Below are 25,357 nucleotides of genomic sequence, written 5' to 3' on the forward strand. Positions count from 1 at the left end.
GGAGAGACAGACGGTTGAAATGTTTACATGTGATTTGGGCAGGACTCGTCGTCGTGCTTCTCCTCGGCGGATGCAGCCAGGCGGCGCCTGTCGAGAATGGGAGCGGGCAAGGTGCGCTCAACATTCAGGATTTTGCCGGCAGAACATTATCGTTTCATGAATCACCTGAACGGATCGTCTCGTTGTCAACTGGCGACATGAGCATCATTTATGCCTTAGGTGGCCAGGTTGTCGGCCGGCCAACTGCCGAATTGCCAGACAATCTACAAAAGGCAAAGTCCGTACAATCAATTGGCACAACCCATCAATTTGATGTCGAGTTGATCACGAGCTTAAAGCCCGATGTGGTGCTTGGGAATGAATCATTAAACAGCAAGGATATCTCTACTATAGAAGGGATTGGTTCACAGCTTCTTTTGACAAGTGCCAACTCAGTGAAGGACATCCAGCGTCAAGTTACTTTATTTGGTGATTTACTTGGAAAGCAGCAAAAGGCCAAAGCGCTCAATGCTCAAATCGATCAGCGGATCAAGCAAGTGAAGCAGCCTGAGAAAAAAGTAAAGACACTCGTTGTATATGGTGCGCCCGGCACATATATGGCGGCACTTCCACAATCTTTAAGTGGTGATCTGCTGCGGATCGCTGGTGGGGCGAATATTGCTGAAAACGAACCAGCACTCGAAAAGTTTCCGCAATATGCACAAATCAATGCAGAAAAGGTAATCGAGGCCGATCCAGATCTCATTTTGCTGATGACACACAGCAATCCTGAAGATGTCAAAGCAGGCTTTATGAGTGAAATGAAGCAAAATGCGGCGTGGCACGATGTATCAGCTGTCAAAAATGGACACGTTGAGATTCTACCAAGTGACCTATTTGGGACAAATCCAGGCGCAGAAGTCATCAGAGCGATCGATGAATTAGAGAAGAAATTGAAGCGATTGTCATCATGAAGATGAATGCAGAACTAGATTTTCAAAAAAGGCAGTCAAGACGAAAATGGCTGTTACCAGGATTGTTTCTCTCTTTATGTGTGGGCGTCTGTCTAGGACTTGCGGTAGGTTCTGTCCAATTATCGCTGACGGATTTAATGGCTGTCTTCACGGGATCAGGTCTGCCTGTTCATGAAAAAATTGTCATGGATTTACGGCTGCCGCGTGTGCTCATTGGTTTTCTCGTTGGGGCCTGTCTCGCAGCATCAGGAGCGATTTTACAAGGAGTTGTCCGAAATCCACTGGCTGACCCTGGGATCATTGGTGTGACTGCGGGCGGCGGGTTAGCTGCTGTACTCAGCATGATTGTTCTTCCGCAATTCACGTATTTGCTTCCGGCAGCCGCTTTTCTGGGCGCCTTATTAGCAGCTCTTGTCGTGTATATGCTGTCATTTGATCAAGGGGTTTCACCGCTTAAATTGATCTTGGCAGGTGTTGCCGTCAATGCCTTGCTTGGTGCGGTGATGAATGGGTTTATGGTGCTTTACAGTGAGCGTGTGCAGGCTGTTTTGCCTTTTCTATCAGGGGGATTAAACGGGCGGAGCTGGCATCATCTTAGCTTTGTGTCGCCATATGCGCTGGCTGGTTTATGTCTTTGTTTTTTCGCCATTAAACCGTCCAATCTCCTTTTGCTTGGCGATGAATCGGCTCAGTTATTGGGTCTTCGAGTAGAGCGGACTCGATTTTTTCTCATTGCGCTGGCCGCTCTTTTAGCTGGAGCGGCTGTCAGTGTCAGTGGTTTAATCGGATTTGTAGGGCTTGTTGTGCCTCATTTTATCCGTCTTTTAATCGGAGATGACTACCGGTATTTGCTACCGATTTCAATGCTTGGAGGGGGCGTGCTTGTGGTCTTTGCCGATACAGCGGCACGGGTCTGGTTTACACCGGTTGAATTGCCTGTAGGGATCTTGCTTGCCTGCATCGGTGCACCTTTCTTCCTCTATTTATTAAAAAAGAAAGGGAGGGGTTAAGATGGATGTCATTGCAATGGATGACGTGAGTCTCAGTCAAGGCGGCTTTCGGCTGTCTTCCATTTCAGCAGCTGTTCCTAAAGGGAGTGTGACCGGAATCATTGGCCCGAATGGGTCAGGTAAGTCGACTTTTATCAAAGCGGCCGCACGACTGACCTCAATCGAAAGCGGCATGATTTACATTCACGACATCCCACAAAAAGAGATGACGGCACAGGAGATCGCCAAGGAGGTGGCAGTTCTCATGCAAACAAGAACCGCCATTCCATCGATGACAGTACGTGAGCTGGTCGCACTTGGACGCAGTCCGCATCGTTCCATCTGGAAAAAAAGCACCACGTCAGATCATGAAGCGATTGAGTGGGCGCTTGAGGTGACGAATAGCCGCACCAATGAAAACAGAATGCTCCATACATTATCAGGCGGAGAAAGACAAAAGGCATATATTGCAATGGCACTGGCTCAGAAGACAGAGACTATCATTCTGGATGAGCCAACCACTTATTTAGACATTGCGCATCAGCTTGAATTACTGGAGCTGCTCAAACAGCTGAATCAAACACATGGCATCACCATTTTAATGGTTCTCCATGACTTGCAGCAGGCCGCAAAATATTGTGACCGTCTCATTGCTATGAAGCGAGGTCAAGTGCATCAAATTGGCTCACCAAATGAAGTGTTAACAGAAGACTTTTTCAAGGAGGTTTTTGGGATTCAGGCGGAGGTTCACTTAGACGGACCGCATCCGCTCATTATCCCCATTGCCTCCATTCAACAACAAAAGGGAGATGAACCAAACATGATTATTGTAAACAACCAAGTAAGAGTAGAAAAAGGCAGTGCAGACCACCTTGTTAAACGGTTTAACAAGCAGGGACAAGTAGAATTTATGGAAGGCTTTTTAGGAATGGAAGTATGGGTCACTCAACAGACAACTGATTACGATGAAGTGACCATTCACACCCGCTGGAATCGAAAAGAAGACTTTGTGAATTGGACAAAATCTCAGGCATTTGGTGATGCGCACGCTCATGGAAAGGCGAAACCTGAAGGCCTGTTAAAAAACAAAATTACTTACTATGAAGTGCAAGTGACAAGACCTGCTTTACAAAAAAAAGCCTAAATATTCAAAAGCGCTGCAGCGAAGAAGCAGCGCTATTTTTTTGTGATTGTCTCTTTCCGTCACATATTTTTGACAAAGTATTCAAAAAACTGACACAATCCTATCCAAATTTTAGGTAAAATTTACTTTATTTTTGAAGCGCATGGGTGTAAAGTACAGGTATAAATAACTAACCGAATGAAAATCAAGAGTAAAATTTCACCGAGTGAACTATATCAAATGGACTTTCATTTGTGAATCATTGAACAAATAGTGAACTTTTTGTGAAATGGTGAGCATAAATATCTCGAATCATTCGGCATGCGAAAGTAAGGGAGGATGTAAGGCTGTGAGTGAGCTGTTTTTAGCAAGATTTCAATTTGCCTCAACGACATTATTTCATTTTATTTTTGTTCCTATGTCTATAGGTTTGGTATTTATCGTTGCATTGATGCAAACCCTTTATGTCGTCAAGAAAAAAGAGATTTATAAAAAGATGGCGAAATTTTGGGGTCACCTTTTCTTAATTAACTTTGCAGTAGGTGTGGTGACAGGGATTCTGCAAGAATTCCAGTTTGGGATGAACTGGTCCGATTATTCAAGGTTTGTCGGTGATGTCTTTGGTGCACCGCTTGCCATTGAAGCGCTATTGGCCTTTTTCCTTGAATCGACCTTTATTGGCCTTTGGATATTCGGCTGGGACCGTCTGCCGAAAAAAATTCATTTGTTATGTATTTGGCTTGTTTCTCTTGGTACGATCTTTTCGGCGTTTTGGATTTTACTCGCCAACTCATTTATGCAGGAGCCAGTTGGATTTGTGATTAAAAATGGCCGTGCAGAAATGAATGACTTTGGGGCGCTCGTGACAAATCCGCAACTTTGGGTGGAGTTCCCGCACGTTCTGTTTGGTGCATTGGCAACCGGTGCTTTCTTTATCGCGGGTGTCAGTGCCTATAAAATGATCAAAAAACAAGAAGTGACCTTTTTCAAAAAATCTTTCCAGATTGCCATGGTGCTTGCTTTCATTTCTGGCTTAGGTGTGGCGTTCTCTGGACATGATCAAGCGAAGCACTTAATGGAATCACAGCCGATGAAGATGGCAGCAAGTGAAGCCCTTTGGAAGGATAGTGGAGATCCAGCGGCTTGGACGCTATTTGCTAACATTGACACAGATAAAAAAGAAAACTCTGCGGAGATCAATATTCCGTTTGCTTTAAGTTACTTGGCTTATTCGAAGTTTAGTGGAGATGTGCCAGGCATGCTGACCCTTCAAAAAGAATATGAAGCCAAGTTTGGTCCTGGAGATTACATTCCTCCAGTCAAAACAACCTTCTGGAGCTTTAGAATCATGGTAGGTGCCGGCATGTTGATGATTTTTGCTAGTATGATTGGTTTGTATTTGAGCTTTAGAAAAAAACTAGAATCAAACAAATGGTATTTACGCTTCATGGTATGGATGATTGCGTTCCCGTTTATTGCAAACTCAGCTGGTTGGATCATGACGGAAATTGGGCGTCAGCCGTGGACAGTCTTTGGTATGATGACAACCGCACAATCCATTTCACCAAACGTATCGTACGGCATGTTGCTATTCTCAGTCATTAGCTTTACGACCATTTATCTGATTCTTGCCATCGTGCTTGCCTACTTATTCATTCGAGAAATTAAAAAAGGTGCACATTCTGAAGAGAATACAGATCAAAAGGATGAAACGGACCTGTCTACAGATCCATTTGATGGAGGCGCATATCATGGCATATCTTAACGAGATTTGGTTTATTCTTGTCGCAGTACTGTTTGTTGGATTTTTCTTCTTAGAAGGATTTGATTTTGGTGTCGGGATGTCCATGCAGCTGCTTGGAAAAGATGCACATGAGCGTCGCATTTTAATCAATACGATTGGCCCTTTCTGGGATGCGAATGAGGTCTGGTTGATTACAGCAGGCGGAGCTATTTTCGCCGCTTTTCCTCACTGGTACGCTACGATGTTCAGCGGATACTATATTCCGTTTACGGTTCTCCTGCTAGCGCTCATTGGGCGGGGGGTCGCCTTTGAATTTAGAGGGAAGGTCGAGAAGGCTTCATGGATCAAAACGTGGGACTGGGTGATCTTCTTTGGCAGCCTGCTTCCGCCATTTTTACTCGGCGTGCTATTCACAAGTATTTTACGAGGAATGCCCATTGATCAAAGCATGAATATGTACGCTGGATTTACAGACTTTGTGAATCTTTATTCAGTGATCGGCGGAATAGCCGTGACGGTTCTTTGCCTCCTGCATGGATTGATTTTCGTCACACTCCGCACTGAGGGTGATTTAAGAAATCGTGCAAGAAAGCTCGGTCAGCGTGTTTTATTGATTGCACTGCCGGTTCTTGTTCTATTTGTTGGTGTGTCTATTCTTGAAACAGACATTTATACCGTGCGTCCGATCATTACGATCCCTTTAACTGTACTCATTGTGGTTTGTTATGTAGCGGCTCTATTCTTTATGAGAAAAGAGCGTGATGGATGGACATTTTTATTCACAGGTGCAGGTATTATGGTGACGGTGACCATGCTTTTCACAGCATTATTCCCGCGTGTCATGATTAGTTCGGTCAACCATGCATTCGACCTCACCATTCAAAATGCTGCATCAGGATCTTATTCACTGACGGTCATGACGATTGTTGCCATTTCTTTGCTGCCTTTTGTGCTTGGGTATCAAATCTGGAGCTACTATGTTTTCCGTAAACGTGTAAGCGGTAAGGAGCCAATGACCTACTAATGGATAAACGTTTGCTTCAACTAAAAGGAATGAGGGGGCTTCTTGCCCTCTTAGGTATTGTGTCAATCATCCAAGGAGCAAGTATTATTTTTCAAGCACAGTGGCTGGCACATGCCATAACAACGCTGTTTGACGGGAAGAGCCTCATGCAGGCAACGCCTTATGTCTTGCTGTTTCTTGCTGCCTTTCTGGTGCGGCACGGTCTCACCTTGATGCGGGAGAAGGTCATGTTCACCTATTCTTCCCGAATTGGAGCAGACGTCAGAAAGCAGCTGTTAGACCAACTTTTTCGTTTAGGGCCAGCTTTCACGAAGAAAAAAGGAACAGGAAAGCTTGTGACATTGGCGATGGAGGGCATTGCCCAATATCGTCAGTATTTACAGCTGTTTTTGCCGAAAATGGTGAACATGGCAGTTATTCCGGTGATGGTGCTTGTCTATGTTTGGACATTAGATGAAACATCTGCTGTCATTCTGATTGTCACGCTGCCGATTTTAATTGTTTTTATGATTTTGCTAGGCCTTGTCGCTCAGCGTAAAGCGGCCAAACAATGGAGATCGTATGAGAAATTATCCAATCATTTTACTGATTCTCTCCGTGGCCTTGAAACGCTTCGCTACTTAGGGATTAGCAAAAAGCATTCTCGCAATATTGCAGAGGTCTCAAAGCGTTATCGAAAGGCGACGATGAGCACACTGAAAGTCGCCTTTCTTTCATCTTTTGCTCTCGATTTCTTTTCTATGCTGTCCATTGCGACTGTCGCTGTATTTCTCGGCTTGCGCTTAATTGAAGGAGATCTTTTGTTATTGCCGGCTTTGACCGCACTGATGCTCGCGCCAGAATATTTTTTGCCAGTACGTGAAGTAGGTAATGATTATCATGCGACGTTAAACGGAAAAGAAGCGAATGAGGCCATTCAAGTGATTTTAGAGGAAAAGGGCTTCCGAGAGCAGGAGACACAATCCGTGCAGCTGAACGAGTGGAATGAGCAATCTGAGCTCACACTGCAAGATGTCAGTGTCTTGCATGATGAGCATGCACCATATTCGATTCAGGATGTGGACCTCACTGTGAAAGGAAAGAAAAAAATTGGGATCATCGGTGCCAGTGGTTCGGGGAAATCGACGTTAACGGATGTTCTCGGCGGTTTTGTTGAACCGTCTGCAGGTGAAATCATCCTAAACGGAAAGCCGCTTGCTCATTTACAGCTGGCGGCATGGCAAAAAGAAGTTGTTTATATGCCGCAGCATCCTTATTTATTTCACATGACACTGAGAGAAAACATTCGTTTTTATGAACCGAATGCAACCGATGAAGACGTCGAAAGAGCGGTGGAAGAGGCAGGTTTGTCTCAGCTCGTAGCGGATCTCTCCAATGGACTGGATGAGGTCATTGGAGAACAGGGCAGAGGACTGAGCGGCGGACAAGCGCAGCGGATTGCACTCGCTCGCACAGTGCTCGGCCAGCGATCCATTATGCTGTTAGATGAACCAACGGCTCATCTGGATATTGAGACAGAGTATGAATTAAAGAAAACAATGCTTCCATTGTTTGAAAATAAACTTGTGTTTTTAGCCACACACAGACTTCATTGGATGACGGATATGGATGAAATCATTGTGATGGATCATGGGACGATTGCAGAGATGGGGACTCATGAATCATTAATGGAAAGAAAAGGTGTGTACTATCAATTGGTACAGGAACAAATGGGGGCGGTCACACATGGTCAGTAAAGGCTGGTTTATACCTTATATCAAGGAGAATCAAAAGCTGTTTGCCTTGGTGCTTTTTTTAGGGGCGATTGCGGTGTTTTCTGCTTCTATGCTCATGTATACGTCAGGGTTCCTCATTTCAAAAGCTGCCACAAGACCTGAGAATATCTTGATGGTCTATGTCCCAATCGTGGCAGTACGTACCTTTGGTATTTCACGCTCAGCGGCTCGTTATGCAGAGAGACTGGCGAGTCATCAACTCATTTTGACGATGATTGAAAAAATGCGGGTACGTCTTTATGATATGGCTGAACGAAGTGCCAAACAGACTAAGCTTGGAACAGGTGAAATGCTTGGGCTGTTATCAGAAGATGTGGAGAGATTACAGGATGCGTATTTAAAAACAATTTTTCCATCCATCGGTGCGCTGCTTTTATATGCCGCTTCAATTGGAGCCCTTGGGCTTTTTTCATGGCCTTTTGCCGGGTTGATGCTGCTTTATATGGCGCTGCTCGTATTTGTATTCCCATACATCACAGTACTTGTGAACCGGGCGAGACAAATTCAAATGAAGAAAGGCAGAAATGAACTGTACAGCCATTTAACAGATGCCGTCATGGGCGTGAGTGACTGGTTGTTTAGCGGCAGACAGAACGATTTTGTTGAAGGCTATGAACGAAAAGAAGCAAAGCTATTAGCACTCGAAGCGGCAAAGCATCGGTTTATCCGTCTGCGCCAATTTTTAGCACAGCTAGTCATTGGAGGAGCAGTCGTCCTTGTTGTGTATTGGAGCGGCTCGGTCGTTCAGGAAGGTTCTATGCCGCACACGCTCATCGCAGCCTTTGTGCTTGTGCTGTTTCCATTAACAGAAGCCTTTCTTCCGCTGTCAGATGCAGCAAGCGACATTCCTGTTTATCAGCATGCCGTCAGCAGATTAAATCATTATGAAAAGCAGTCGTATGAAGGATTAGTGGAGAGGGAGGCAGCAGACGAGACACCCGTCTCTTATGGCGCTGAAGCGGTCTGCTTTGATCAAGTCACCTTCGGATATGAAGTAGATCAACATGTATTAAAGCATTTTTCGTTTTCCCTGAAGCAAGGTGAATCGCTCGCTCTCTTAGGAAAGAGCGGTGCAGGCAAATCGACCATTTTAAAATTGTTAGAAGGGGCAGTCGTGCCAAATCAAGGGGTCGTCAGCATTCAGGGAAAACCGGTACAAAGCATTCAAGAGGAGATATCCTCCTATGTTTCTGTGCTCAATCAACAGCCCTATTTATTCGATACGTCTGTTTTAAACAACATTCGTTTAGGCTCACCAGAAGCGACAGAAGAGCAAGTAAAAGAAGCCGCGCGGCAAGTGCAGCTGCACGATTACATTGAGTCTTTGCCAGAAGGTTATCACACAGGTGTACAAGAGACAGGGGTTCGTTTCTCTGGTGGAGAAAGGCAGCGTATGGCTCTAGCTCGGATTTTGCTGCAAAACACACCGATTGTTGTATTAGATGAGCCAACCGTCGGGCTTGATCCACGCACAGAGCGTGAATTGCTTGAAACGATCTTCCGCGTGTTAAAAGGAAAAACAGTCATTTGGATCACCCATCATCTCACTGGCTGTGAGGCATGTGACCGTATGATGTTTATTGAAGGTGGACGCATTGAGATGGAGGGGCAGCATCATGATTTGCTGAAAGAAAATCTGCGTTATCAAAAGCTGTATGAAATGGACCGTCCATTTTCGGTCGTGTAAAAAATGGATGACAAGAACGTTCGGACAGAAGATTTCTGCCCGAACGTTTTTTTGAGATTAAGGATTTACTTTTCCTACACCCGCATTTGATACAACTTCTGATTTCACATTGTTCACGTTAAGCAAAGAGTAGTTATAAGGAGGGTTGTACGTACCTGTTGAAGACGTTGGCAGGCTACCTGTGCTGTTAATATAAGAGTTGTTGATGACATGCCAAGTACCAACTTTACTGCTGTCCCAGCTGCCGATGGCATTTTTCGTGTTTTCAAATACGTTGTGTTCAATTCTCATTTTCGCGCCCATACGTGAATTAATCGCTGTTGTTAGAATGTTTTTGTAATAGTTGTTATACACATGGCCTTCCCCGAAGCGCATAGACGGTACACGAGAGTTCAAGTTTTCAAAACGGTTGTTGTGGAACGTGATTTTTCTGTTGTAGTTATCGTTATCGGAGCTGCCCATCAGCATCGTTTTCCAGCTGTCATGGACATAGTTCCATGAGAACGTAATGTAATCAGAGTCATTTTTCACATCGAATAACCCATCATAGTCATCTTTATCAGAGTTTAAAGTGTTGTAGAGTTCATTATGGTCGACCCATACGTTTTTAGAGGCACCTTCGATTCCGATGGCATCTTTATCACCGATTTTGCTGTGATGGATTTTGAGGTTGCGGATGATGACGTTATTGGCGCGCCATACTTTAATACCAATCCCGTTAAATTCGCCCTTTGTCCCTTTACCGACGATGGAGACATTGTTTGTATCTTTCACATCAATTTTATTGGCTGAAGTATTAGAAGGAGTAATCGTTCCGTCTACCACGATTTTCAATTTTTCATTTGTTCCTTTGCTTTTGAGGGCAGCTAATAGTTCATTTCCGGTTTTCACCGTCACCGTTTTACCGCCTTCACCGCCTGTTGTACCGCCATTTAATGTGGAGAATCCTTGCTGATTAAAATTGGCCATAATCGAAGGGCTTTCTGGATATTTCGTTGCTGCTTTTGCCTCCCCATTTGGCGCAAATAATGAAGTCACGAGACCAACCGCTAACACACCAGCTAACATTGGAACTTTTTTCTTCAACATGAACATCTCCATTCTCTATTTTGTTTTAATGTAAACGTTTCCAAAATAAGCTGCGATTCAACCGCTCCTCCTTCCTTTGCCAGCATCGCCTCTTTCGGAATGTAGGAAGAGCATAGCACGCAAAAAGGTATCATCGGCTAAGAATTGGAACGAAGTATTCCACGATTTTCAAGGAAACTAAGGCAATGATTATTTCAATTTATCTACATGAGACAAGGATCATTGACGATAGGTATTGGGGTAACCTAGTGATTATGAAAAGGACGTTCTTCTTTTTAAGGAAAATCAAGATGATTACGAAAGCGTCATTTTGTTAGAGACAAAGACATGTCATAATCATTACATAAGAAAAAATTGGATATCAAATAGATCCGTGCGCTAAACAGCAGGTAAAAAAGGCTCCAATTAAAAAAAGAAGGTCTATTTTAAACGATGCGATCACTGGTGTCGTCTAATCAATAAGAGATAGAAAGGAAGGAGGGACGTGTTTGGAGCAGACCGAGGAGACTTTATGGATTAAGCGGGCAAAACAGGGGGATGATGCCGCATTTACCGCCCTTTATCGGCATCATTATTCGTTTCTTTACCGTTATTTGATGAAACTGACCCTTCAACAAGAGTTGACAGAGGAGATCATGCAAGAAACGATGCTTAAAGCGTACATGAAACTTTCTTCTTTTAGAGGAGATTCATTATTTTCAACATGGCTCATGTCCATTGCATCTAGACAATTTTTAGATCATCAAAAGAAAAGAAAACGTGAACAAACGAGAGAAGGAAAGGCGAATCAAGAAGCCATCCGCCGGTTCAAATGGGATGTTCAGCAAAAAGGCCATACTTGGCATGACATGTGGGATGCTCTAAATGAGTTAAAGGCTCAGGAGAGAGCACCGATCCTTCTCCATTACTATTATGGCTTTACTTACCCTGAAATCGCTTCGATGCTCGGGGTGAGAGAAGGTACGGTGAAATCTAGGGTTCATCATGGGGTCAAGAAAATTCGAAAGGAGTGGGACTGATGAAAGAAGATCGTTTCGCCGATCGTTTAAAAGAGGGGCTGCAGGAGCTCGATGAACAAATTGAAGTAGAAAAGCCGAGTGAACAAGCTTTGATGTTGATGCTAAAGCAGGCAAAGGAAAAAGAGAAAAAACGTTTTAAACAAGAAGTGCTGGCGTACACCATCGTCAGTCTGACCATCATGACACTTTTTGCAGCTGCCATTACTCATTTGCCCATCATCTTCATTCTTCTCCAAGTGGTGAGCGTGCCACTCTGTGTGGTTGTCGGCATCAAGGAATACCAACATATTAAAGGAGGGTCCTCCTTATGAGTCAGACGGAAATGATCATCTTATTGTGCGCATTACCGTTACTGTTTGCACAGGGATTTCTCTTATTTATGGATGCCAAGAAAAGAGGGCGTTATAAATGGTTCTGGGGCATCATTGGATTAATCAACTTCCCATCTTCTTCTATTTTATATTGGCTGTGTGTTGTCTTACCTGATCGTAAAAGAGGAGAAAAGCTCAGGAAAGATTGAAAGACGTTGTAAAACTTTTGACCTTTTTTTTGAATGATCATCATCTAGAAAAAATGAAAGTTTCATGAATGTGTCAAAGAAAGCGGGATGTTGAACGTCCAGTTCGTCATTTCTAGCACGATAGTCATTCTTTGAGCGGGTCATTTTCATGACGGAAGGTGATTCTGCTTGATCTATCTCATTTCGGCATCGTTTTCATCTGTTATCAATATTGATCAGTTTTTACAAATGGTGTTAAATTAATCTCAATATGCGTTAGAAAATCTAACAACCAAAGAGTGAGATATTGACAAGGAGGCAGATGAGACATGTTGACCTTAGATCGAGCAGCACAAACAGCACAAAGCTACATCCACCGTGTGCTAGAGGATGTAGAAAAACGGAATCCAGGCGAGGCGGAATTCCAGCAAGCCGTGAAAGAAATTCTGGAATCCCTCGTCCCGGTTTTTGCAAAACACCCAGAGTATGAAAAACAGGGGATCTTAGAACGCTTAATTGAGCCTGAGCGGCTTGTGATGTTTCGTGTACCGTGGGTAGACGATGAAGGCAAAGTACAGGTGAACAGAGGATTCAGGGTTCAATTTAATAGTGCCATCGGTCCTTATAAGGGGGGCATTCGGTTTCACCCATCGGTCAATGCAAGCATCATCAAGTTTTTAGGATTTGAACAAATCTTTAAAAACGCACTGACAGGTTTGCCGATCGGCGGAGGAAAAGGTGGATCAGATTTTGACCCTAAAGGGAAATCTGATGGAGAAATCATGCGTTTTGTTCAAAGCTTTATGAGTGAACTCAGTCGTTATATTGGACCTGATCAAGATGTACCGGCAGGAGATATTGGGGTAGGCGCACGCGAAATCGGCTATATGTTCGGCCAGTACAAAAAAATGCGTGGTGCGTATGAAGCCGGTGTCCTGACAGGAAAAAGTCCTGGTTTTGGAGGCAGCTTAGCGAGAAAAGAAGCGACCGGCTATGGACTGGTGTACTTTATGGAAGAAATGTTAAAAGCCCACGGAATGCAATTTGAAGGGCGATCTGTTGTTGTGTCTGGGTCAGGAAATGTATCGATTTATGCGATGGAAAAAGTATTGGAATTAGGCGGAAAGGTTGTGGCTTGTAGTGATTCAAGCGGAGCCATTTACGACCCTCAAGGCATTTCACTTGAGACAGTGAAGCAGCTGAAGGAAGTCGACAACCAGCGAATTGGTGCCTACATAGACATTCACCCGCATGCTGAATTGATTGAAGATTGCGAACAAATTTGGTCTCTTCCTTGTGACATTGCGCTGCCATGTGCGACCCAAAATGAAATTTCAGAGTCGCAAGCACAGCAGCTAGTGGCAAACGGTGTCATCGCTGTAGGAGAAGGGGCCAATATGCCGTCCACACTTGGGGCCGTCAAAGTATTTGAACAACATGATATTTTGTTTGCACCAGCAAAAGCGGCAAATGCTGGCGGAGTGGGTGTTTCGGCGTTAGAAATGGCGCAAAACAGTGCGAGAATGTCTTGGACTTTTGAAGAAGTAGATGGTCAGTTGAAACAAATGATGCAGTCGATTTATCGTCAGTGTACCGAGACTGCTGAAGAATACGGACACGCTGGAAACTTAATGGTAGGCGCAAATATTGCAGGATTTCGCAAAGTGGCAGATGCCATGATCGCACAAGGCGTCATTTAACTCCTGCTCTCCCGCACCTGTTTATTTCATCACAAGATCGGGAATCGTCTTGTAAGAATGACAATAAGGAGGCGCGGGAGAAAATGAAAAAGTGGCTGAAACAAATTGTCAAATGGGCACCAGTGATTTATCCAGTGGTGAGGAAAATATACAAAGAACGAAAAGCATCCAAAAGTCGTAACGTATCAGCCGGGTAATCCGGCTTTTTTTTATGAAATGAATGAAACAAAAAAATATGCTGTGGGAATGATCCATTTCACTTCTCTCTCCGTTAAGTACATAACAAACGGAAAGAGGAGGCAAAACAGATGAAAATGAAAAAAGCATTTTTAACGATCCCGCTTAGTGCAGCATTATTATTACCAACTGCTCAAATGGCAAGTGCACACGAAGGACATATGCATGGGGATGCAAAAAAGTCGTCATCATCACAAGAGGTGTCAAATAAAGCAACGGATCTTCGCGCAGCGCTTGATCAGCTCTTCTCAGAACATGCTTATTTAGCAGTGATCACTATGCAAAAGGGAATTGACGGCAGTAAAGATTTTGATCAAGCAGCAGCAGCGTTAAATGAAAACACGAATGATCTATCAGATGCGATCGCCTCTGTGTATGGAAAAAAAGCAGGGAAACAATTTAAAGAGATTTGGTCAAGCCATATCGGCTACTTCGTTGATTATGTACAAGCAACAGCGAAAAAAGATGAAGCAGGTAAAAAGAAAGCGGTCAAAGAGCTTGATCAATACCGCATGAAACAAGCTGATATGCTTGATAAAGCAACAGGTGGAAGATTGAAAGCAAGTGAACTTGAAGAAGGTTTAAAAATGCACGTCAATGAACTGCTAAAAGCTTTTGATAGTTACACAGAAAAGGATTTTGATACAACCTATGAAACGGTCAGAAAATCCATTCATCATATGTTTGAAGTAGGTAAAGGTGTATCATGGGCGATTACAGATCAATTTCCTGGGAAATTTGATCAAAAATCAGTCGATACTCCAGCCGCAGATCTTCGTGAGGATTTAAACTACTTGTTCTCAGAGCATTTGGCACTCGCGGTAGTGGCTATGCAAAAAGGGAATGATGGCAGCAAGGACTTTGACCAAGCGGCAGCAGCGTTAAATGAAAACACGAATGATCTATCAGATGCGATCGCTTCTGTTTATGGAAAAGATGCAGGAAAACAATTTAAAACGATCTGGTCAAGTCATATCGGATATTTAGTTGATTATGTTAAAGCGGATGCATCAGGAGACGAGCAAGCAAAAGAGAAGGCTGTTAAAGATTTAGATGCTTACCGTATGAAACAAGCAAAATTTTTAGATCAAGCGACAGATGGCCGCTTGAAGGCGGCTGACTTAGAAGCCGGGTTGAAAACCCATATTGATGAGCTCATCAAAACGTACACGTCTTATCACAATGGCGAATATGATCAGCTGTACCCGACTGTCAGAGAAGCATACGGCCATATGTTCATGGTTGGTCAAGATGTCGCATCAGCTATTGTCGATCAGCATCCTGAATTATTCAAATCCAACATGCCAAATGAGATGCCGAAAACAGGTATGGGAGGCACAGCCGGTCCATTAGGTATGTCATATGAAGCATTTGCTGGGATGATGGCAAGTCTCATCTTAGCCGGAGGTGCAGTGGGGGCGTTCTTCCTCATTCGCCGTAAACCATCAAATTAAACAATATCAAGACAAGAGGGAACGTGCACAATCGTGCCGTTCCTTTCTTCAAAAGGAGGTCGACTTGCGTGAAAAGATGGCTGTTTAGTATTCTGACGCTTCTCATCATCACGGGCTGCGCATCCCAATCAATAGATGAAAAGTCATCCTCTGAAACTGCATCATCTCCTGAGCCAATGACAGCAAAACAAGCCAAGAATCCATCTCATTCACACGACACGTTAAAAGATGAGCCATCGGGTATTGTCCCCGCTGACATCTCCATTCCAGCGATTGATGTCCAAGCAAAAGTGGAGAAAACGACTTTATCAAAGGATGGCAGTATGGGTGTTCCGCAAAATACAGATCACACGGCTTGGTTTGAAGATGGTCCGAAGCCTGGTGATAAAGGGAATGCTGTCATAAATGGTCATGTTGATAATAAATGGGGTCCAGCTGTTTTTTATCGATTAAAGGAGCTAAAAAAGGGAGACAAAGTCATTGTGACATCCTCGTCAGGGGAAAAGCGAACCTTTGAGGTTCTCAAGGTGAAAAGCTATCCGCGCGAAGAGAAACCAAATGCTTTTTTCGGGTACGCCTTTACACGGAATCTCAATTTCATCACATGTACGGGAACTTTTGATCATGCAGCCGGTACACATGAAAAAAGATTGGTTGTCTTTACACAACTGATTTCCTCATAAGAAAAAGGCGGATACACGGAGGTGTAACGCCTTTTTTTCATGATTTCCACAACAGCATCTTAGAAGAAGGTTCATAGGTCATTAGATATGGTTGATTGTATAAATAGGGGCGTTTGTCATATAAATGAGTTGGCAATTTTTATTTCTTTTCAGTAGAATATGAGTAATGAAGAGAACTGTAAGCGTATACAACCTGTCCAAACAAGGCAGATTCTCCACCCTAAATGAAGGAGGCCGACCTAATGCTGAGTAAAAGACTGGCGCACATTTTAAGTCAGCTGATGGCAGCTGAGACTCCTCTCACGAGCGCTGCGCTTTCTGTCAGTTTACAAGTGACAAGCCGCACCATCCGAACAGACATCAAGGAACTGAATGAGCGTCTAGCCCCTTATCAAGCAGCTGTATCAGCTGTTAGAGGCGCTGGCTATGAGCTGTTGATCAACGATGAGAATGCCTTTCGCCGTTTTATGAAGGAAGAAGTCGAACAGGAAGAACCGCTTGCTGTTCTTCCAGAAGAGCGAGTTCGATTTATTTTGAAAAAGCTGCTTCTAGCGGAATCATATGTGAAGCTGGAAGACTTACAGGAGCAGCTGTTTATTAGTAAATCGACGATGAGTAATGACATGAAATGGGTCAAACGTAAGCTCGAACCCTTTGATCTGAAGCTGGAAGCAAAGCCGAATAAAGGCTGCCGGATTAAAGGATCTGAGATGAAAATCCGTTATTGCATGTCAGAATATTTATTCAATGAACGGCGTTCCTATCAAACCATGCTGAACACGGCGGTTACGATTTTGCCGAAACATGAGCTGGAATTGATTCAGAGAACCATGATTGATTATATCAACGAGGAAAAAATGAATCTATCAGACATTTGCATGAATAATTTAATTGTTCATATTGCTATTGCCTGTAAACGGATTAGACACGGAAACTATGTATCTGTGCTGCCTGAAGAAATCAACGAAATCCCAAGGGCAAAAGAATACAAGGTAGCCAAAAAAATGGTTGAGCGTCTTGAAGGGTTGCTGGATGTCTCATTCCCACAAGAGGAAATCGTTTATATCACCATTCATTTGCTAGGAACAGCCAAAATGGTACAGTCTTTTTCAACGGGCGGTCAAAAACAAATTGTGGATGATGACACGAGCCGTCTTGTTCAGCTGATGCTGAAAGCCATTGATCAAAAATTGCAGCTGGATTTAGCGGGAGATGCGGAATTGCTGATTGGCCTCAGTTTGCACTTAAAGCCAGCGATCAATCGGTGTAAGTATGGAATGAATTTAAGAAATCCAATGCTTGATGAGATCAAAGCGGGCTATCCAATTGCCTTTGAAGCAGGGATTGTGGCGAGCAGGGTCATTGAAGAAGAGACAGGTTTGTCCATTCATGAAAATGAGATCGGCTATATGGCACTTCATTTTGGTGCGGCCTTAGAGCGCAGGAAAATGGAGATACCACCGAAGCGATGCCTGATTGTCTGTGCGTCTGGTGCAGGGAGTGCAAGGCTACTTCAAGATCGTTTGCGGTCACAATTTGGGTCAAAGCTGACCATTTTAGGAACAGCAGAGCTTTATTCCCTTCCGCATGTCTCTTTACATGCATTGGATTTAATTATTACGACCATTCCCATTCATATGGATTTACCGATTCCGGTCATTCAAGTGAACACGATTTTAGGAGGCAGTGATTTTTTAAAAATAGAAGATGCTTTGACAAGTGAAACAAGAGTGACATTAGCCACACAATATATGAAAAAGGAATTGGTCTTTACAAAACGCGCCTTTCAAACAAAGGAAGAGGTCATACACTTTCTCACGCAAAAGGTCATTGACATAGGCTTAGCGCCAGCAGAACTTACACAATCTGTGATGGAAAGAGAAGAGTCTGCACCGACTTCATTCGGGCATTATACAGCGATTCCGCATCCGATGACCCCGCTAACAGAAGAGACGTTTTGGGCGATCTGTACATTAGAAAAACCGATTATTTGGGGAGAGAAAAAAGTTCAATTTGTGTGCTTGCTTTGTGTCGAAAAAGAGAACGCCAAAGACTTAAAAGGCATGTACCGTCTGCTTGGAGAGCTTGTCCATCATGTGAAATTTATTCAGCACCTCATCACCTGTGACACCTTTGAAGACATGCTGGATGTCATGGATAAAAAAGCGCCTTCGTACAAGAACTAATGGTGTGATATTAACTTTTTCCGCTTCCTAAAGGAAAAAGTATGGGTGTTTATGAAAGCGGTTTCATAATATGATGAATGTGTAAAGAAAAGCTTCATACTTCAAAAAGGGGGCGTTTACAATGAACATTTTATTAGTTTGTGCAGCAGGTATGTCAACAAGCTTACTTGTCACAAAAATGGAGAAAAGTGCACAAGAACAAGGAAAAGACTATCGTATTTGGGCAGTATCTGGAGATGCTGCAAAAAATCATATTGATCAAGCCGATGTGCTTTTATTAGGACCTCAAGTTCGTTATTTATTACCGCAAATGAAAAAACTCGGAGAAGACAAAGGAATTCCAGTTGACGTGATTAATACCGTGCATTATGGCGTATGTAATGGTGCTGAGGTTTTAAAATCTGCTGAACAGTTAGTGAACGGATAAAGGGGGCGGAAGGGATGAATGGATTCAACCGATTTCTAGAAGAGAAGGTTATGCCGTTTGCAGGGAAGATTGCCGCTCAAAGACATTTACAAGCATTGCGTGACGGAATTGTTTTAACCATGCCTCTCATTATCGTCGGTTCACTGTTTCTCATTTTAGCCAACCTTCCGATTCCAGGATATAGCGATTTTATGGCAAGTGTCTTCGGAGCCGAATGGGCCACGAAACTATCCTATCCTGTGAATGCCACCTTTGACATTATGGCACTTGTTGCGACCTTTGGGATCGCGTACAGGTTAGCTGAAAAGTATGCAGTTGATGCACTGTCATCTGGTGCAATTGCTGTCGCAGCTTTCCTCCTAGCCACACCTTATCAAGTACCGTTCACACCTGAAGGATCAACAGAAGCTATCCTAGTGAATGGCGGTATTCCCGTCACACTGATGGGCAGTAAAGGGCTATTCGTTGCCATGATTATTGCCATGCTTTCCACCGAAATTTACCGCTTTATTGTACAGCGGAATATCGTCATCAAAATGCCTGATGGTGTACCGCCAGCAGTTAGTAAATCGTTTATCGCACTTATTCCAGGTTTTGTGGTCATCACGCTGATCTGGGTCGCTAGGCTTCTGATTGAGATGACACCTTTTGAGAGTATTCATAATATCATCACGGTCTTAATCGGCACACCACTATCCATTCTTGGTGGAAGCTTAGGCGGAAGTATCGTTGCCATCGGTGTGCAAATGCTCCTCTGGGCATGTGGTATTCACGGAGCCACCATTGTCGGCGGAGTCATGGGTCCGATTTGGCTCGGTGCGATGGATGAAAACCGTCTTGCCTTCCAAGCAGGAGAAGTGCTGCCGAATATTTTCACAGCGCAGTTCTTTGAAATCTTTATCAATGTCGGCGGAAGCGGTGCGACGCTTGCTTTGGTACTGACCATGATCTTGCGTGCGAGAAGTAAACAAATGAAACAGCTTGGCCGTCTTGCGATTGGGCCAGCCATCTTTAACATCAACGAACCGATCATTTTTGGAATGCCGATTGTGATGAACCCAATGCTTCTCATTCCGTTTATCCTTACGCCAATTATGATGATCATCACCACATATATCGGAATGAGCACAGGACTTGTAGCAAAACCGGCAGGGATCGCTGTCCCGTGGACAATGCCGCCAATCATTTCAGGCTATCTCGCAACAGGCGGGAAAATCTCTGGCGCGGTCATGCAGCTGATTAACCTTGCCTTGTCATTTGCGCTATACTATCCATTCTTTAGAATGTGGGATAAGCAGAAATTGAAAGAAGAAAATGAGCTTGAAGCAAAAGCATCAACAGATGAAAATGTCGTCAGCATGTAATAGAGGGAACAAGGGGGATGCGGCCGATGGAAATGGAACAAATTGTGTTTCAACTCATCTTGCACGGTGGTAATGGCAGAAGCTCGGCCATGGAGGCCATTACATGTGCAAAGCAAGGCAATTTTGATGAGGCGAAGCAAAAATTGCAGGAAGCACAAGACGCGTTAAATGAGGCGCATCACGCACAGACAGAGCTGATCCAAGGAGAAATCAGAGGAGAGAAAACCGACGTCAGTCTCTTGATGATTCATGCACAGGATCATCTGATGAACGCAATGACCGTCAAGGAGCTTGCGGCTGAAATCATTGAGCTCCATGAAAAAATGAAGCAATTCGGAGGTGTCAATTCATGAAAGACGGAATCAAAATTGTCACAATAGGCGGTGGATCAAGCTATACGCCTGAGCTGGTCGAAGGGTTTATCAAACGATATCAAGAATTGCCTGTAAAGGAATTATGGCTTGTGGATATTGAAGCAGGTCAGGAAAAGTTGAACATCGTGGGTGCCCTTGCAAAACGTATGGTTGAAAAAGCGGGTTTGCCGATTGAAGTGCACCTCACCCTTGACCGCCGAGCAGCTCTGAAAGATGCGGACTTTGTCACGACACAATTCCGTGTAGGACTGCTCGAAGCCAGAGCCAAGGATGAAAGAATCCCGCTTAAATATGGCGTCATTGGACAGGAAACGAATGGTCCAGGCGGGTTATTTAAAGGTCTACGCACCATTCCAGTCATATTAGACATCGTGAAGGATATGGAAGAGCTTTGTCCAGATGCTTGGCTGGTGAACTTTACAAATCCAGCAGGCATGGTCACAGAGGCGGTGTTACGCTACACGAATCTGAAAAAAGTGGTCGGTCTATGCAATGTGCCGATTGGAATCAAAATGGGCATTGCAAAAGCGCTGGATGTCGATGTCGAACGCATTGAAGTACAATTTGCAGGCCTCAATCACATGGTCTATGGCTTAGATGTGTATTTAGACGGGGTCAGCATTATGGATCAAGTGCTCGATGAATTAGGAAATCCAAATAGCCAGTGGTCCATGAGGAATATTGAAGCGAAAAACTGGGAGCCTTCTTTCGTCAAAGGCTTAGGGGTCATTCCATGTCCGTATCATCGTTATTACTATAAAACGAAAGATATGCTGGAGGAAGAACAAAAAGCGGCTCAAGAAAAAGGAACAAGAGCAGAGGTTGTGCAGCAAGTCGAGCATGAACTATTTGAGTTATATAAAGACCCAGATTTATCGATTAAACCGCCGCAGCTCGAAAAAAGAGGCGGGGCTTATTACAGCGATGCAGCATGTAATTTGATCAGCTCCATCTACAATGATAAACATGACATTCAACCGGTAAACACAGTGAACAGAGGAGCGATTGCCAGCATTCCGGCCGAATCAGCGGTTGAAGTGAACTGTATCATTACAAAGGACGGACCGAAACCAATCGCGACAGGTGATCTGCCTGTGGCTGTGAGAGGACTCGTTCAACAAATCAAGTCCTTCGAGCGTGTGGCAGCTGAAGCAGCTGTGACAGGAGATTACGAGACGGCTCTTGTCGCCATGACCATCAATCCACTCGTTCCATCTGATGAAATTGCAAAGCAAATCTTAGATGAAATGCTTGAAGCGCACCGTGAATATTTACCGCAGTTCTTCAAATCAGTGAATGCTTAAAATAAAATGGCCCCTTTATGGGGTCGTTTTTTATGATTTTTTCATATGGAAACCGGAGAAAGCAGTGTATGATAGAAAAAACAACATGTACTGCTTCAAAGAAAGGACGGTTAGAATATGGTGGCAATTGGTTTAATGCTTTACGGCTTTATCGTTCAACCTCTACTTAGTTACGGCACAGTGGTTTTGTTTTTGTATGGAATCATCGCTTCATTTATTGGTCTGATTCGGCATAGACAGGATGTGTGGATGTATGTTCTCCGCTTGCTCGTTTGTTTTACCATTCCAGTAACCAATCTGTTAATGTATTTCGCAACCATCGGTGGAGATGAAAGAGACTTTGATTTCCAGCCGATGCCGCCAGTTTATCATCTTGTTTTTATCCTAGAAATCATCATCGTCTTTTTACCAGAGATCTTTTTACTGATCGAGAGAAAGCGGAGTATCAAAGGGAAACAGTGGATATATGCAGGGGCCATTGTGGGGATATCGGTCTTGTTTTGGTGCACGATTTGATAAGAGGCTGACTGACATCTAAGTCTTTTTCGCCTTTTTGTTGCGTAACCTCTTTCGCCTCACCTTTACAAAAGTAATGGAAAGAACAAAGATAGAAATTCCGAGAAACTTAAATAGAAAACGGGTGAAGAACGATGAATCATCGAAACCTGTAGCGATGATGATTGATCCGATGCAAATCCCAAAGAACGCAAGTAAATAAGTAAAAAACATACCATCACTCCTTAAGCGTGGAATAGATCCATATTTTCCATTATGAGGTAGTGAAGGAGATAAAGAAACAAAAAAAGAACCCTTCATCAAATGAAAGGTTCTTTCGCTTGCTTATGCCTGCTTGACGACCGAATCGACTTCTACTGTCCAGCCGAAGATATCTGGCTGAGTTCCTTTTTGGATTCCGGTAATCGCTTCGTACAATTTCTTCGATACTTCGCCTGTTTGACCATTTTGAATGACGTATGGCTGATCGTGATAAATTAATTCACCGACAGGAGAAATGACGGCTGCCGTTCCTGTCCCGAAGATTTCTTCAAGTTCACCGGATTGATGTGCTTCAATTAACTCATCAATTGAAATTTTACGTTCTGTCACAGGGATTTCCCAATGCTTTAACAGCTCAAGCACAGAATTCCGTGTGATCCCTTCTAAAATGCTGCCGTTCAGTTCAGGCGTCACGATTTCTCCATTGATTTTAAAGAAGATATTCATACTGCCGACTTCTTCAATGTACTTTTTCTCGATGCCATCAAGCCACAGGACTTGTGAAAATCCTTTTGTTTCAGCAACTTGCTGTGCTTTCAAGCTCGATGCATAGTTTCCAGCTGTTTTGGCATTCCCTGTTCCGCCTTTAACAGCGCGGACAAATTCGTTTTCCACCGCAATTTTGACCGGATGGATGCCTTCTTTATAATAAGAACCTACTGGAGATAAAATGATGATCAGCTTGTAGGTGCTTGACGGTGCAACACCTAAATAGGGCTCAGTAGAAATAATGAATGGTCGAATATACAAAGAAGTGCCCTCTGCATCAGGTACCCAATCCTTATCAATGCGAATGAGTTCATTTAAGCCTTCTAAAACCGTTTCTGTATCAATTTGCGGGATACATAGGCGGTCATTTGATCTGTTTAAGCGTTCCATATTTTTTTCAGGACGGAATAAGAGAATCTTTTGATCCTCAGACACATACGCCTTCAAGCCTTCAAAAACAGATTGGCCATAATGATAAACCATAGAAGCTGGGTCCATTGGAATCGCCTGATAAGGAATAATTCTCGGATCATACCAGCCTTTATCAATTGAATAATCCATCACAAACATGTGGTCTGTGAAGATTTTTCCGAATTCAAGTTGATCAGATTGAGGTTTTGGTTTTTTTGTTGAACTAAGTTCAACGCGGATGGGTTGTTTTGGCATCGTAAATCTCCTTGCTGTTTGATTATTTGAAAATTCTAATAATATGAAATAATTATGATTCTATTCTATACCTTCAAAAAATATTAGCAATAGGTTTTCTGGAATTCAGACAAGAAAAATCTGTTAAAGCGCTTTCCTCCTCTCTGTCGTGGTTTTACTGAAGTTTCCCCTTAGAAATAAAATCCAATTTCGTTATTAACTGATTAATCTGACAATTTAAAAGCGATTTATTTTCCTGTAAGATATTCTTTCAACCATACACCTTTTGACTAGTACATTGCAAGGGGCATTGCCATATTTTAATCCTCTTTTTTTAAACCGATAAAGGTAGAAGAGAGTGGAAGGGAGCAAACAACGAGATGAAACGAATGATATCAGGTGCCTTTTTGATTTTATTGATGACCGCCATTAGTTTTGGCTGTCAAGCGATGACGGAGGAGGCTGGTGCGAAGCAAGGTACTGCCTATTACGTCGCAGCAAATGGGAACGACAAACATCCAGGGACAAAGCAAAAGCCTTTCCGTACGCTGAAAAAAGCGGCAAGTATCGCGAAAGCTGGAACAACAGTTTATATGAGAGGCGGTACATACAAAGAGAAATTGATTGTCCGCCATTCTGGAACAAAGAAAGCACCAGTTGTTTTTCAAGCGTATGGAAAAGAGAAGCCTGTCATTAGCGGAGCATCTCTTAAAGGAAATCAAGCAGACGGTGGTCTTGTGAAGATTGATCAAAAAAGCTATATCACCCTGAAAGGGCTGACAGTCGGTCATATTAAAACGAATCAAGAAGATGTGACACCCATCGGTATATTCATCACAGGCAGCGGCAAAGGCGTCAAACTGCTTAACAACCGTGTGTACGACATTCAGACGACACATCAAAATGGGAATGCTCATGGCATTGCGGTCTATGGAACGAAAGCACCTGCAGCCATTGAAGACATTGAAATCAAAGGAAACACTGTGGAAAAGTTAAAGCTAGGTTTTAGTGAAGCCCTTGTGCTAAACGGAAACGTTAAAAAATTCCGCGTGACACATAATACAGTCCGGCATACGGACAATATCGGGATTGATTTAATTGGTTTTGAGAATGTCGCACCTTCTAAAAAGTATGATCAAGTGCGAAATGGTGTCGTATCTAGAAACAAAGTTTATGAGATTACGAGTGTTGGGAATCCAGCGTACGGCAAGGACATCTCCGCAGGAGGAATCTATGTGGATGGCGGGAAAGACATCGTGATTGATCATAACATCAGCCATCATAATGACCTTGGGATTGAGGTCACAAGTGAACATAAAGGGAAGATGGCCGAACGCATTCGCATTGAGCACAATCAAGTATATTTAAATCGTTATACAGGCATCTCCATTGGCGGCTATGACAAGAAGCGGGGCGGAACCACAAACACAACCATCTCCCATAACATTTTGTACAAAAATGACACAGCCGGCTTAGAAGGCGGTCAATTGCTCATGCAATATCAATCGGTGAACAATCGAATCACGAATAATATCATGACAGCCAGTGCTTCGCATTATTTAGTCGTGAATCTCTACGAAGTGAACAAGAAAAATACATTCCAAAAGAATGTCTACGATGACCGCAAAGGTGCAAAAGCCTCTCAGTGGGTATGGCGAGGGAAATGGATGGAAGGCTACAAAACGTATCGCTCGAAAAGCGGTCAAGATAAAGGTTCAGCACACCTCAATCCCCAATTTGTGAATGAGAAAAAATATGATTTCCGTCTTAAGGCATCATCACCTGCTAAGAAAATCATCGGCAGTTAAACAAGGC

Annotated in this window: 23 protein-coding genes; 21 read left to right on the forward strand and 2 right to left on the reverse strand. The window is 43.4% G+C overall.

The window, feature by feature from the left end; all coding sequences use genetic code 11:
- Positions 1 to 14 precede the first annotated feature (14 nt).
- The 7 genes from ACRRMM_RS10185 to cydC all read left to right on the forward strand — a co-directional run bounded on the left by ACRRMM_RS10185 (position 15) and on the right by cydC (position 9,295).
- The gene (locus ACRRMM_RS10185; protein WP_008345587.1) at positions 15 to 953 is read left to right on the forward strand and encodes an ABC transporter substrate-binding protein; all 939 of its coding nucleotides are present in this window, start codon (positions 15 to 17) and stop codon (positions 951 to 953) included.
- Positions 950 to 1,963: a FecCD family ABC transporter permease gene (locus ACRRMM_RS10190; RefSeq protein WP_008345586.1), complete on the forward strand. Its 1,014-nt coding sequence runs from the start codon at positions 950 to 952 to the stop codon at positions 1,961 to 1,963. Before ACRRMM_RS10185 ends, ACRRMM_RS10190 begins: the two co-directional genes overlap by 4 nt.
- Position 1,964: 1 nt before the next feature.
- Entirely contained in the window at positions 1,965 to 3,086 is a 1,122-nt protein-coding gene (gene isdG / locus ACRRMM_RS10195; protein ID WP_046526783.1) for a heme oxygenase, read from the forward strand.
- A gap of 328 nt (positions 3,087 to 3,414) precedes the next feature.
- Complete coding sequence (locus ACRRMM_RS10200; protein ID WP_008345582.1) at positions 3,415 to 4,830, forward strand: cytochrome ubiquinol oxidase subunit I; 1,416 nt, start codon at positions 3,415 to 3,417, stop codon at positions 4,828 to 4,830.
- Positions 4,817 to 5,833 carry a cytochrome d ubiquinol oxidase subunit II gene (gene cydB, locus ACRRMM_RS10205; RefSeq protein ID WP_428828673.1) on the forward strand — a complete coding sequence of 339 codons (1,017 nt, stop codon included), beginning with the start codon at positions 4,817 to 4,819 and terminating at the stop codon, positions 5,831 to 5,833. Before ACRRMM_RS10200 ends, cydB begins: the two co-directional genes overlap by 14 nt.
- Positions 5,833 to 7,569, forward strand: coding sequence for a thiol reductant ABC exporter subunit CydD (gene cydD / locus ACRRMM_RS10210; RefSeq protein WP_428828672.1), 1,737 nt, complete (start codon positions 5,833 to 5,835; stop codon positions 7,567 to 7,569). The genes cydB and cydD overlap by 1 nt, the downstream gene beginning before the upstream one ends.
- Positions 7,559 to 9,295, forward strand: coding sequence for a thiol reductant ABC exporter subunit CydC (gene cydC / locus ACRRMM_RS10215; RefSeq protein ID WP_428828671.1), 1,737 nt, complete (start codon positions 7,559 to 7,561; stop codon positions 9,293 to 9,295). The genes cydD and cydC overlap by 11 nt, the downstream gene beginning before the upstream one ends.
- Before the next feature lie 57 nt (positions 9,296 to 9,352).
- On the opposite strand, the gene ACRRMM_RS10220 is transcribed toward cydC, so the two are convergent.
- The gene (locus tag ACRRMM_RS10220) at positions 9,353 to 10,384 is read right to left on the reverse strand and encodes a pectate lyase family protein (protein WP_335357947.1); all 1,032 of its coding nucleotides are present in this window, start codon (positions 10,382 to 10,384) and stop codon (positions 9,353 to 9,355) included.
- Positions 10,385 to 10,872: 488 nt separating this feature from the next.
- Here ACRRMM_RS10220 and sigY point away from each other — a divergent pair, with 488 nt between their 5' ends.
- From sigY to ACRRMM_RS10285, 13 genes are all read left to right on the forward strand, one after another.
- The gene (gene sigY, locus ACRRMM_RS10225) at positions 10,873 to 11,403 is read left to right on the forward strand and encodes an RNA polymerase sigma factor SigY (protein ID WP_428828670.1); all 531 of its coding nucleotides are present in this window, start codon (positions 10,873 to 10,875) and stop codon (positions 11,401 to 11,403) included.
- Positions 11,403 to 11,714, forward strand: coding sequence for a YxlC family protein (locus tag ACRRMM_RS10230; RefSeq protein WP_428828669.1), 312 nt, complete (start codon positions 11,403 to 11,405; stop codon positions 11,712 to 11,714). The genes sigY and ACRRMM_RS10230 overlap by 1 nt, the downstream gene beginning before the upstream one ends.
- Positions 11,711 to 11,923 carry a hypothetical protein gene (locus ACRRMM_RS10235; RefSeq protein ID WP_008345569.1) on the forward strand — a complete coding sequence of 71 codons (213 nt, stop codon included), beginning with the start codon at positions 11,711 to 11,713 and terminating at the stop codon, positions 11,921 to 11,923. The genes ACRRMM_RS10230 and ACRRMM_RS10235 overlap by 4 nt, the downstream gene beginning before the upstream one ends.
- Before the next feature lie 308 nt (positions 11,924 to 12,231).
- Complete coding sequence (gdhA, locus tag ACRRMM_RS10240; protein ID WP_428828668.1) at positions 12,232 to 13,602, forward strand: NADP-specific glutamate dehydrogenase; 1,371 nt, start codon at positions 12,232 to 12,234, stop codon at positions 13,600 to 13,602.
- 83 nt (positions 13,603 to 13,685) lie between these two features.
- Positions 13,686 to 13,799, forward strand: a complete 114-nt coding sequence (locus ACRRMM_RS10245) for a hypothetical protein (RefSeq protein WP_008345567.1) — start codon at positions 13,686 to 13,688, stop codon at positions 13,797 to 13,799.
- A gap of 111 nt (positions 13,800 to 13,910) precedes the next feature.
- Positions 13,911 to 15,293: a hypothetical protein gene (locus ACRRMM_RS10250; RefSeq protein WP_035702513.1), complete on the forward strand. Its 1,383-nt coding sequence runs from the start codon at positions 13,911 to 13,913 to the stop codon at positions 15,291 to 15,293.
- Positions 15,294 to 15,361: 68 nt separating this feature from the next.
- Positions 15,362 to 15,976 (forward strand): class F sortase, encoded by a 615-nt coding sequence (locus ACRRMM_RS10255; RefSeq protein WP_017368312.1) that lies wholly within the window; start codon positions 15,362 to 15,364, stop codon positions 15,974 to 15,976.
- 242 nt (positions 15,977 to 16,218) lie between these two features.
- On the forward strand, positions 16,219 to 18,162 hold the full coding sequence (locus ACRRMM_RS10260) for a BglG family transcription antiterminator (protein WP_428828667.1): 1,944 nt from the start codon (positions 16,219 to 16,221) through the stop codon (positions 18,160 to 18,162).
- A 121-nt stretch (positions 18,163 to 18,283) separates the two neighbouring features.
- Entirely contained in the window at positions 18,284 to 18,589 is a 306-nt protein-coding gene (locus ACRRMM_RS10265; protein WP_007497889.1) for a PTS sugar transporter subunit IIB, read from the forward strand.
- Between the two features lie 14 nt (positions 18,590 to 18,603).
- Positions 18,604 to 19,953 carry a PTS cellobiose transporter subunit IIC gene (gene celB, locus ACRRMM_RS10270; RefSeq protein WP_007497888.1) on the forward strand — a complete coding sequence of 450 codons (1,350 nt, stop codon included), beginning with the start codon at positions 18,604 to 18,606 and terminating at the stop codon, positions 19,951 to 19,953.
- A gap of 26 nt (positions 19,954 to 19,979) precedes the next feature.
- Positions 19,980 to 20,306, forward strand: coding sequence for a PTS lactose/cellobiose transporter subunit IIA (locus ACRRMM_RS10275; protein WP_008345561.1), 327 nt, complete (start codon positions 19,980 to 19,982; stop codon positions 20,304 to 20,306).
- Positions 20,303 to 21,631, forward strand: a complete 1,329-nt coding sequence (locus ACRRMM_RS10280) for a 6-phospho-beta-glucosidase (protein WP_007497885.1) — start codon at positions 20,303 to 20,305, stop codon at positions 21,629 to 21,631. Before ACRRMM_RS10275 ends, ACRRMM_RS10280 begins: the two co-directional genes overlap by 4 nt.
- A 117-nt stretch (positions 21,632 to 21,748) precedes the next feature.
- Positions 21,749 to 22,147, forward strand: a complete 399-nt coding sequence (locus tag ACRRMM_RS10285; RefSeq protein ID WP_025208200.1) for a hypothetical protein — start codon at positions 21,749 to 21,751, stop codon at positions 22,145 to 22,147.
- Between the two features lie 324 nt (positions 22,148 to 22,471).
- Here ACRRMM_RS10285 and ACRRMM_RS10290 read toward each other — a convergent pair whose 3' ends face one another.
- Entirely contained in the window at positions 22,472 to 23,563 is a 1,092-nt protein-coding gene (locus tag ACRRMM_RS10290; RefSeq protein WP_008345553.1) for a branched-chain amino acid aminotransferase, read from the reverse strand.
- 359 nt (positions 23,564 to 23,922) lie between these two features.
- On the opposite strand from ACRRMM_RS10290, the gene ACRRMM_RS10295 reads away from it, so the two are divergent.
- A complete protein-coding gene (locus ACRRMM_RS10295; RefSeq protein ID WP_428828666.1) occupies positions 23,923 to 25,350 on the forward strand; it encodes a DUF1565 domain-containing protein in 1,428 nt (475 codons plus the stop codon).
- Positions 25,351 to 25,357 lie beyond the last annotated feature (7 nt).

The sequence above is a fragment of the Bacillus sp. XT-4 genome, assembly GCF_050864245.1.
Classification (GTDB): domain Bacteria; phylum Bacillota; class Bacilli; order Bacillales; family Bacillaceae; genus Bacillus; species Bacillus altitudinis.

What these genes read in the sequence shown, in the direction of transcription:
- ACRRMM_RS10260 (WP_428828667.1), top strand. Translation starts at nt 16,219, where the DNA reads ATGCTGAGTAAAAGACTGGCGCACATTTTAAGTCAGCTGATGGCAGCT.
- ACRRMM_RS10230 (WP_428828669.1), top strand. Translation starts at nt 11,403, where the DNA reads ATGAAAGAAGATCGTTTCGCCGATCGTTTAAAAGAGGGGCTGCAGGAG.
- ACRRMM_RS10250 (WP_035702513.1), top strand. Translation starts at nt 13,911, where the DNA reads ATGAAAATGAAAAAAGCATTTTTAACGATCCCGCTTAGTGCAGCATTA.
- ACRRMM_RS10295 (WP_428828666.1), top strand. Translation starts at nt 23,923, where the DNA reads ATGAAACGAATGATATCAGGTGCCTTTTTGATTTTATTGATGACCGCC.
- ACRRMM_RS10235 (WP_008345569.1), top strand. Translation starts at nt 11,711, where the DNA reads ATGAGTCAGACGGAAATGATCATCTTATTGTGCGCATTACCGTTACTG.
- ACRRMM_RS10280 (WP_007497885.1), top strand. Translation starts at nt 20,303, where the DNA reads ATGAAAGACGGAATCAAAATTGTCACAATAGGCGGTGGATCAAGCTAT.
- ACRRMM_RS10265 (WP_007497889.1), top strand. Translation starts at nt 18,284, where the DNA reads ATGAACATTTTATTAGTTTGTGCAGCAGGTATGTCAACAAGCTTACTT.
- ACRRMM_RS10245 (WP_008345567.1), top strand. Translation starts at nt 13,686, where the DNA reads ATGAAAAAGTGGCTGAAACAAATTGTCAAATGGGCACCAGTGATTTAT.
- gdhA (WP_428828668.1), top strand. Translation starts at nt 12,232, where the DNA reads ATGTTGACCTTAGATCGAGCAGCACAAACAGCACAAAGCTACATCCAC.
- ACRRMM_RS10190 (WP_008345586.1), top strand. Translation starts at nt 950, where the DNA reads ATGAAGATGAATGCAGAACTAGATTTTCAAAAAAGGCAGTCAAGACGA.
- ACRRMM_RS10220 (WP_335357947.1), bottom strand. Translation starts at nt 10,384, where the DNA reads ATGTTGAAGAAAAAAGTTCCAATGTTAGCTGGTGTGTTAGCGGTTGGT.
- cydB (WP_428828673.1), top strand. Translation starts at nt 4,817, where the DNA reads ATGGCATATCTTAACGAGATTTGGTTTATTCTTGTCGCAGTACTGTTT.
- cydD (WP_428828672.1), top strand. Translation starts at nt 5,833, where the DNA reads ATGGATAAACGTTTGCTTCAACTAAAAGGAATGAGGGGGCTTCTTGCC.
- ACRRMM_RS10285 (WP_025208200.1), top strand. Translation starts at nt 21,749, where the DNA reads ATGGTGGCAATTGGTTTAATGCTTTACGGCTTTATCGTTCAACCTCTA.
- ACRRMM_RS10290 (WP_008345553.1), bottom strand. Translation starts at nt 23,563, where the DNA reads ATGCCAAAACAACCCATCCGCGTTGAACTTAGTTCAACAAAAAAACCA.
- isdG (WP_046526783.1), top strand. Translation starts at nt 1,965, where the DNA reads ATGGATGTCATTGCAATGGATGACGTGAGTCTCAGTCAAGGCGGCTTT.
- ACRRMM_RS10275 (WP_008345561.1), top strand. Translation starts at nt 19,980, where the DNA reads ATGGAAATGGAACAAATTGTGTTTCAACTCATCTTGCACGGTGGTAAT.
- cydC (WP_428828671.1), top strand. Translation starts at nt 7,559, where the DNA reads ATGGTCAGTAAAGGCTGGTTTATACCTTATATCAAGGAGAATCAAAAG.
- celB (WP_007497888.1), top strand. Translation starts at nt 18,604, where the DNA reads ATGAATGGATTCAACCGATTTCTAGAAGAGAAGGTTATGCCGTTTGCA.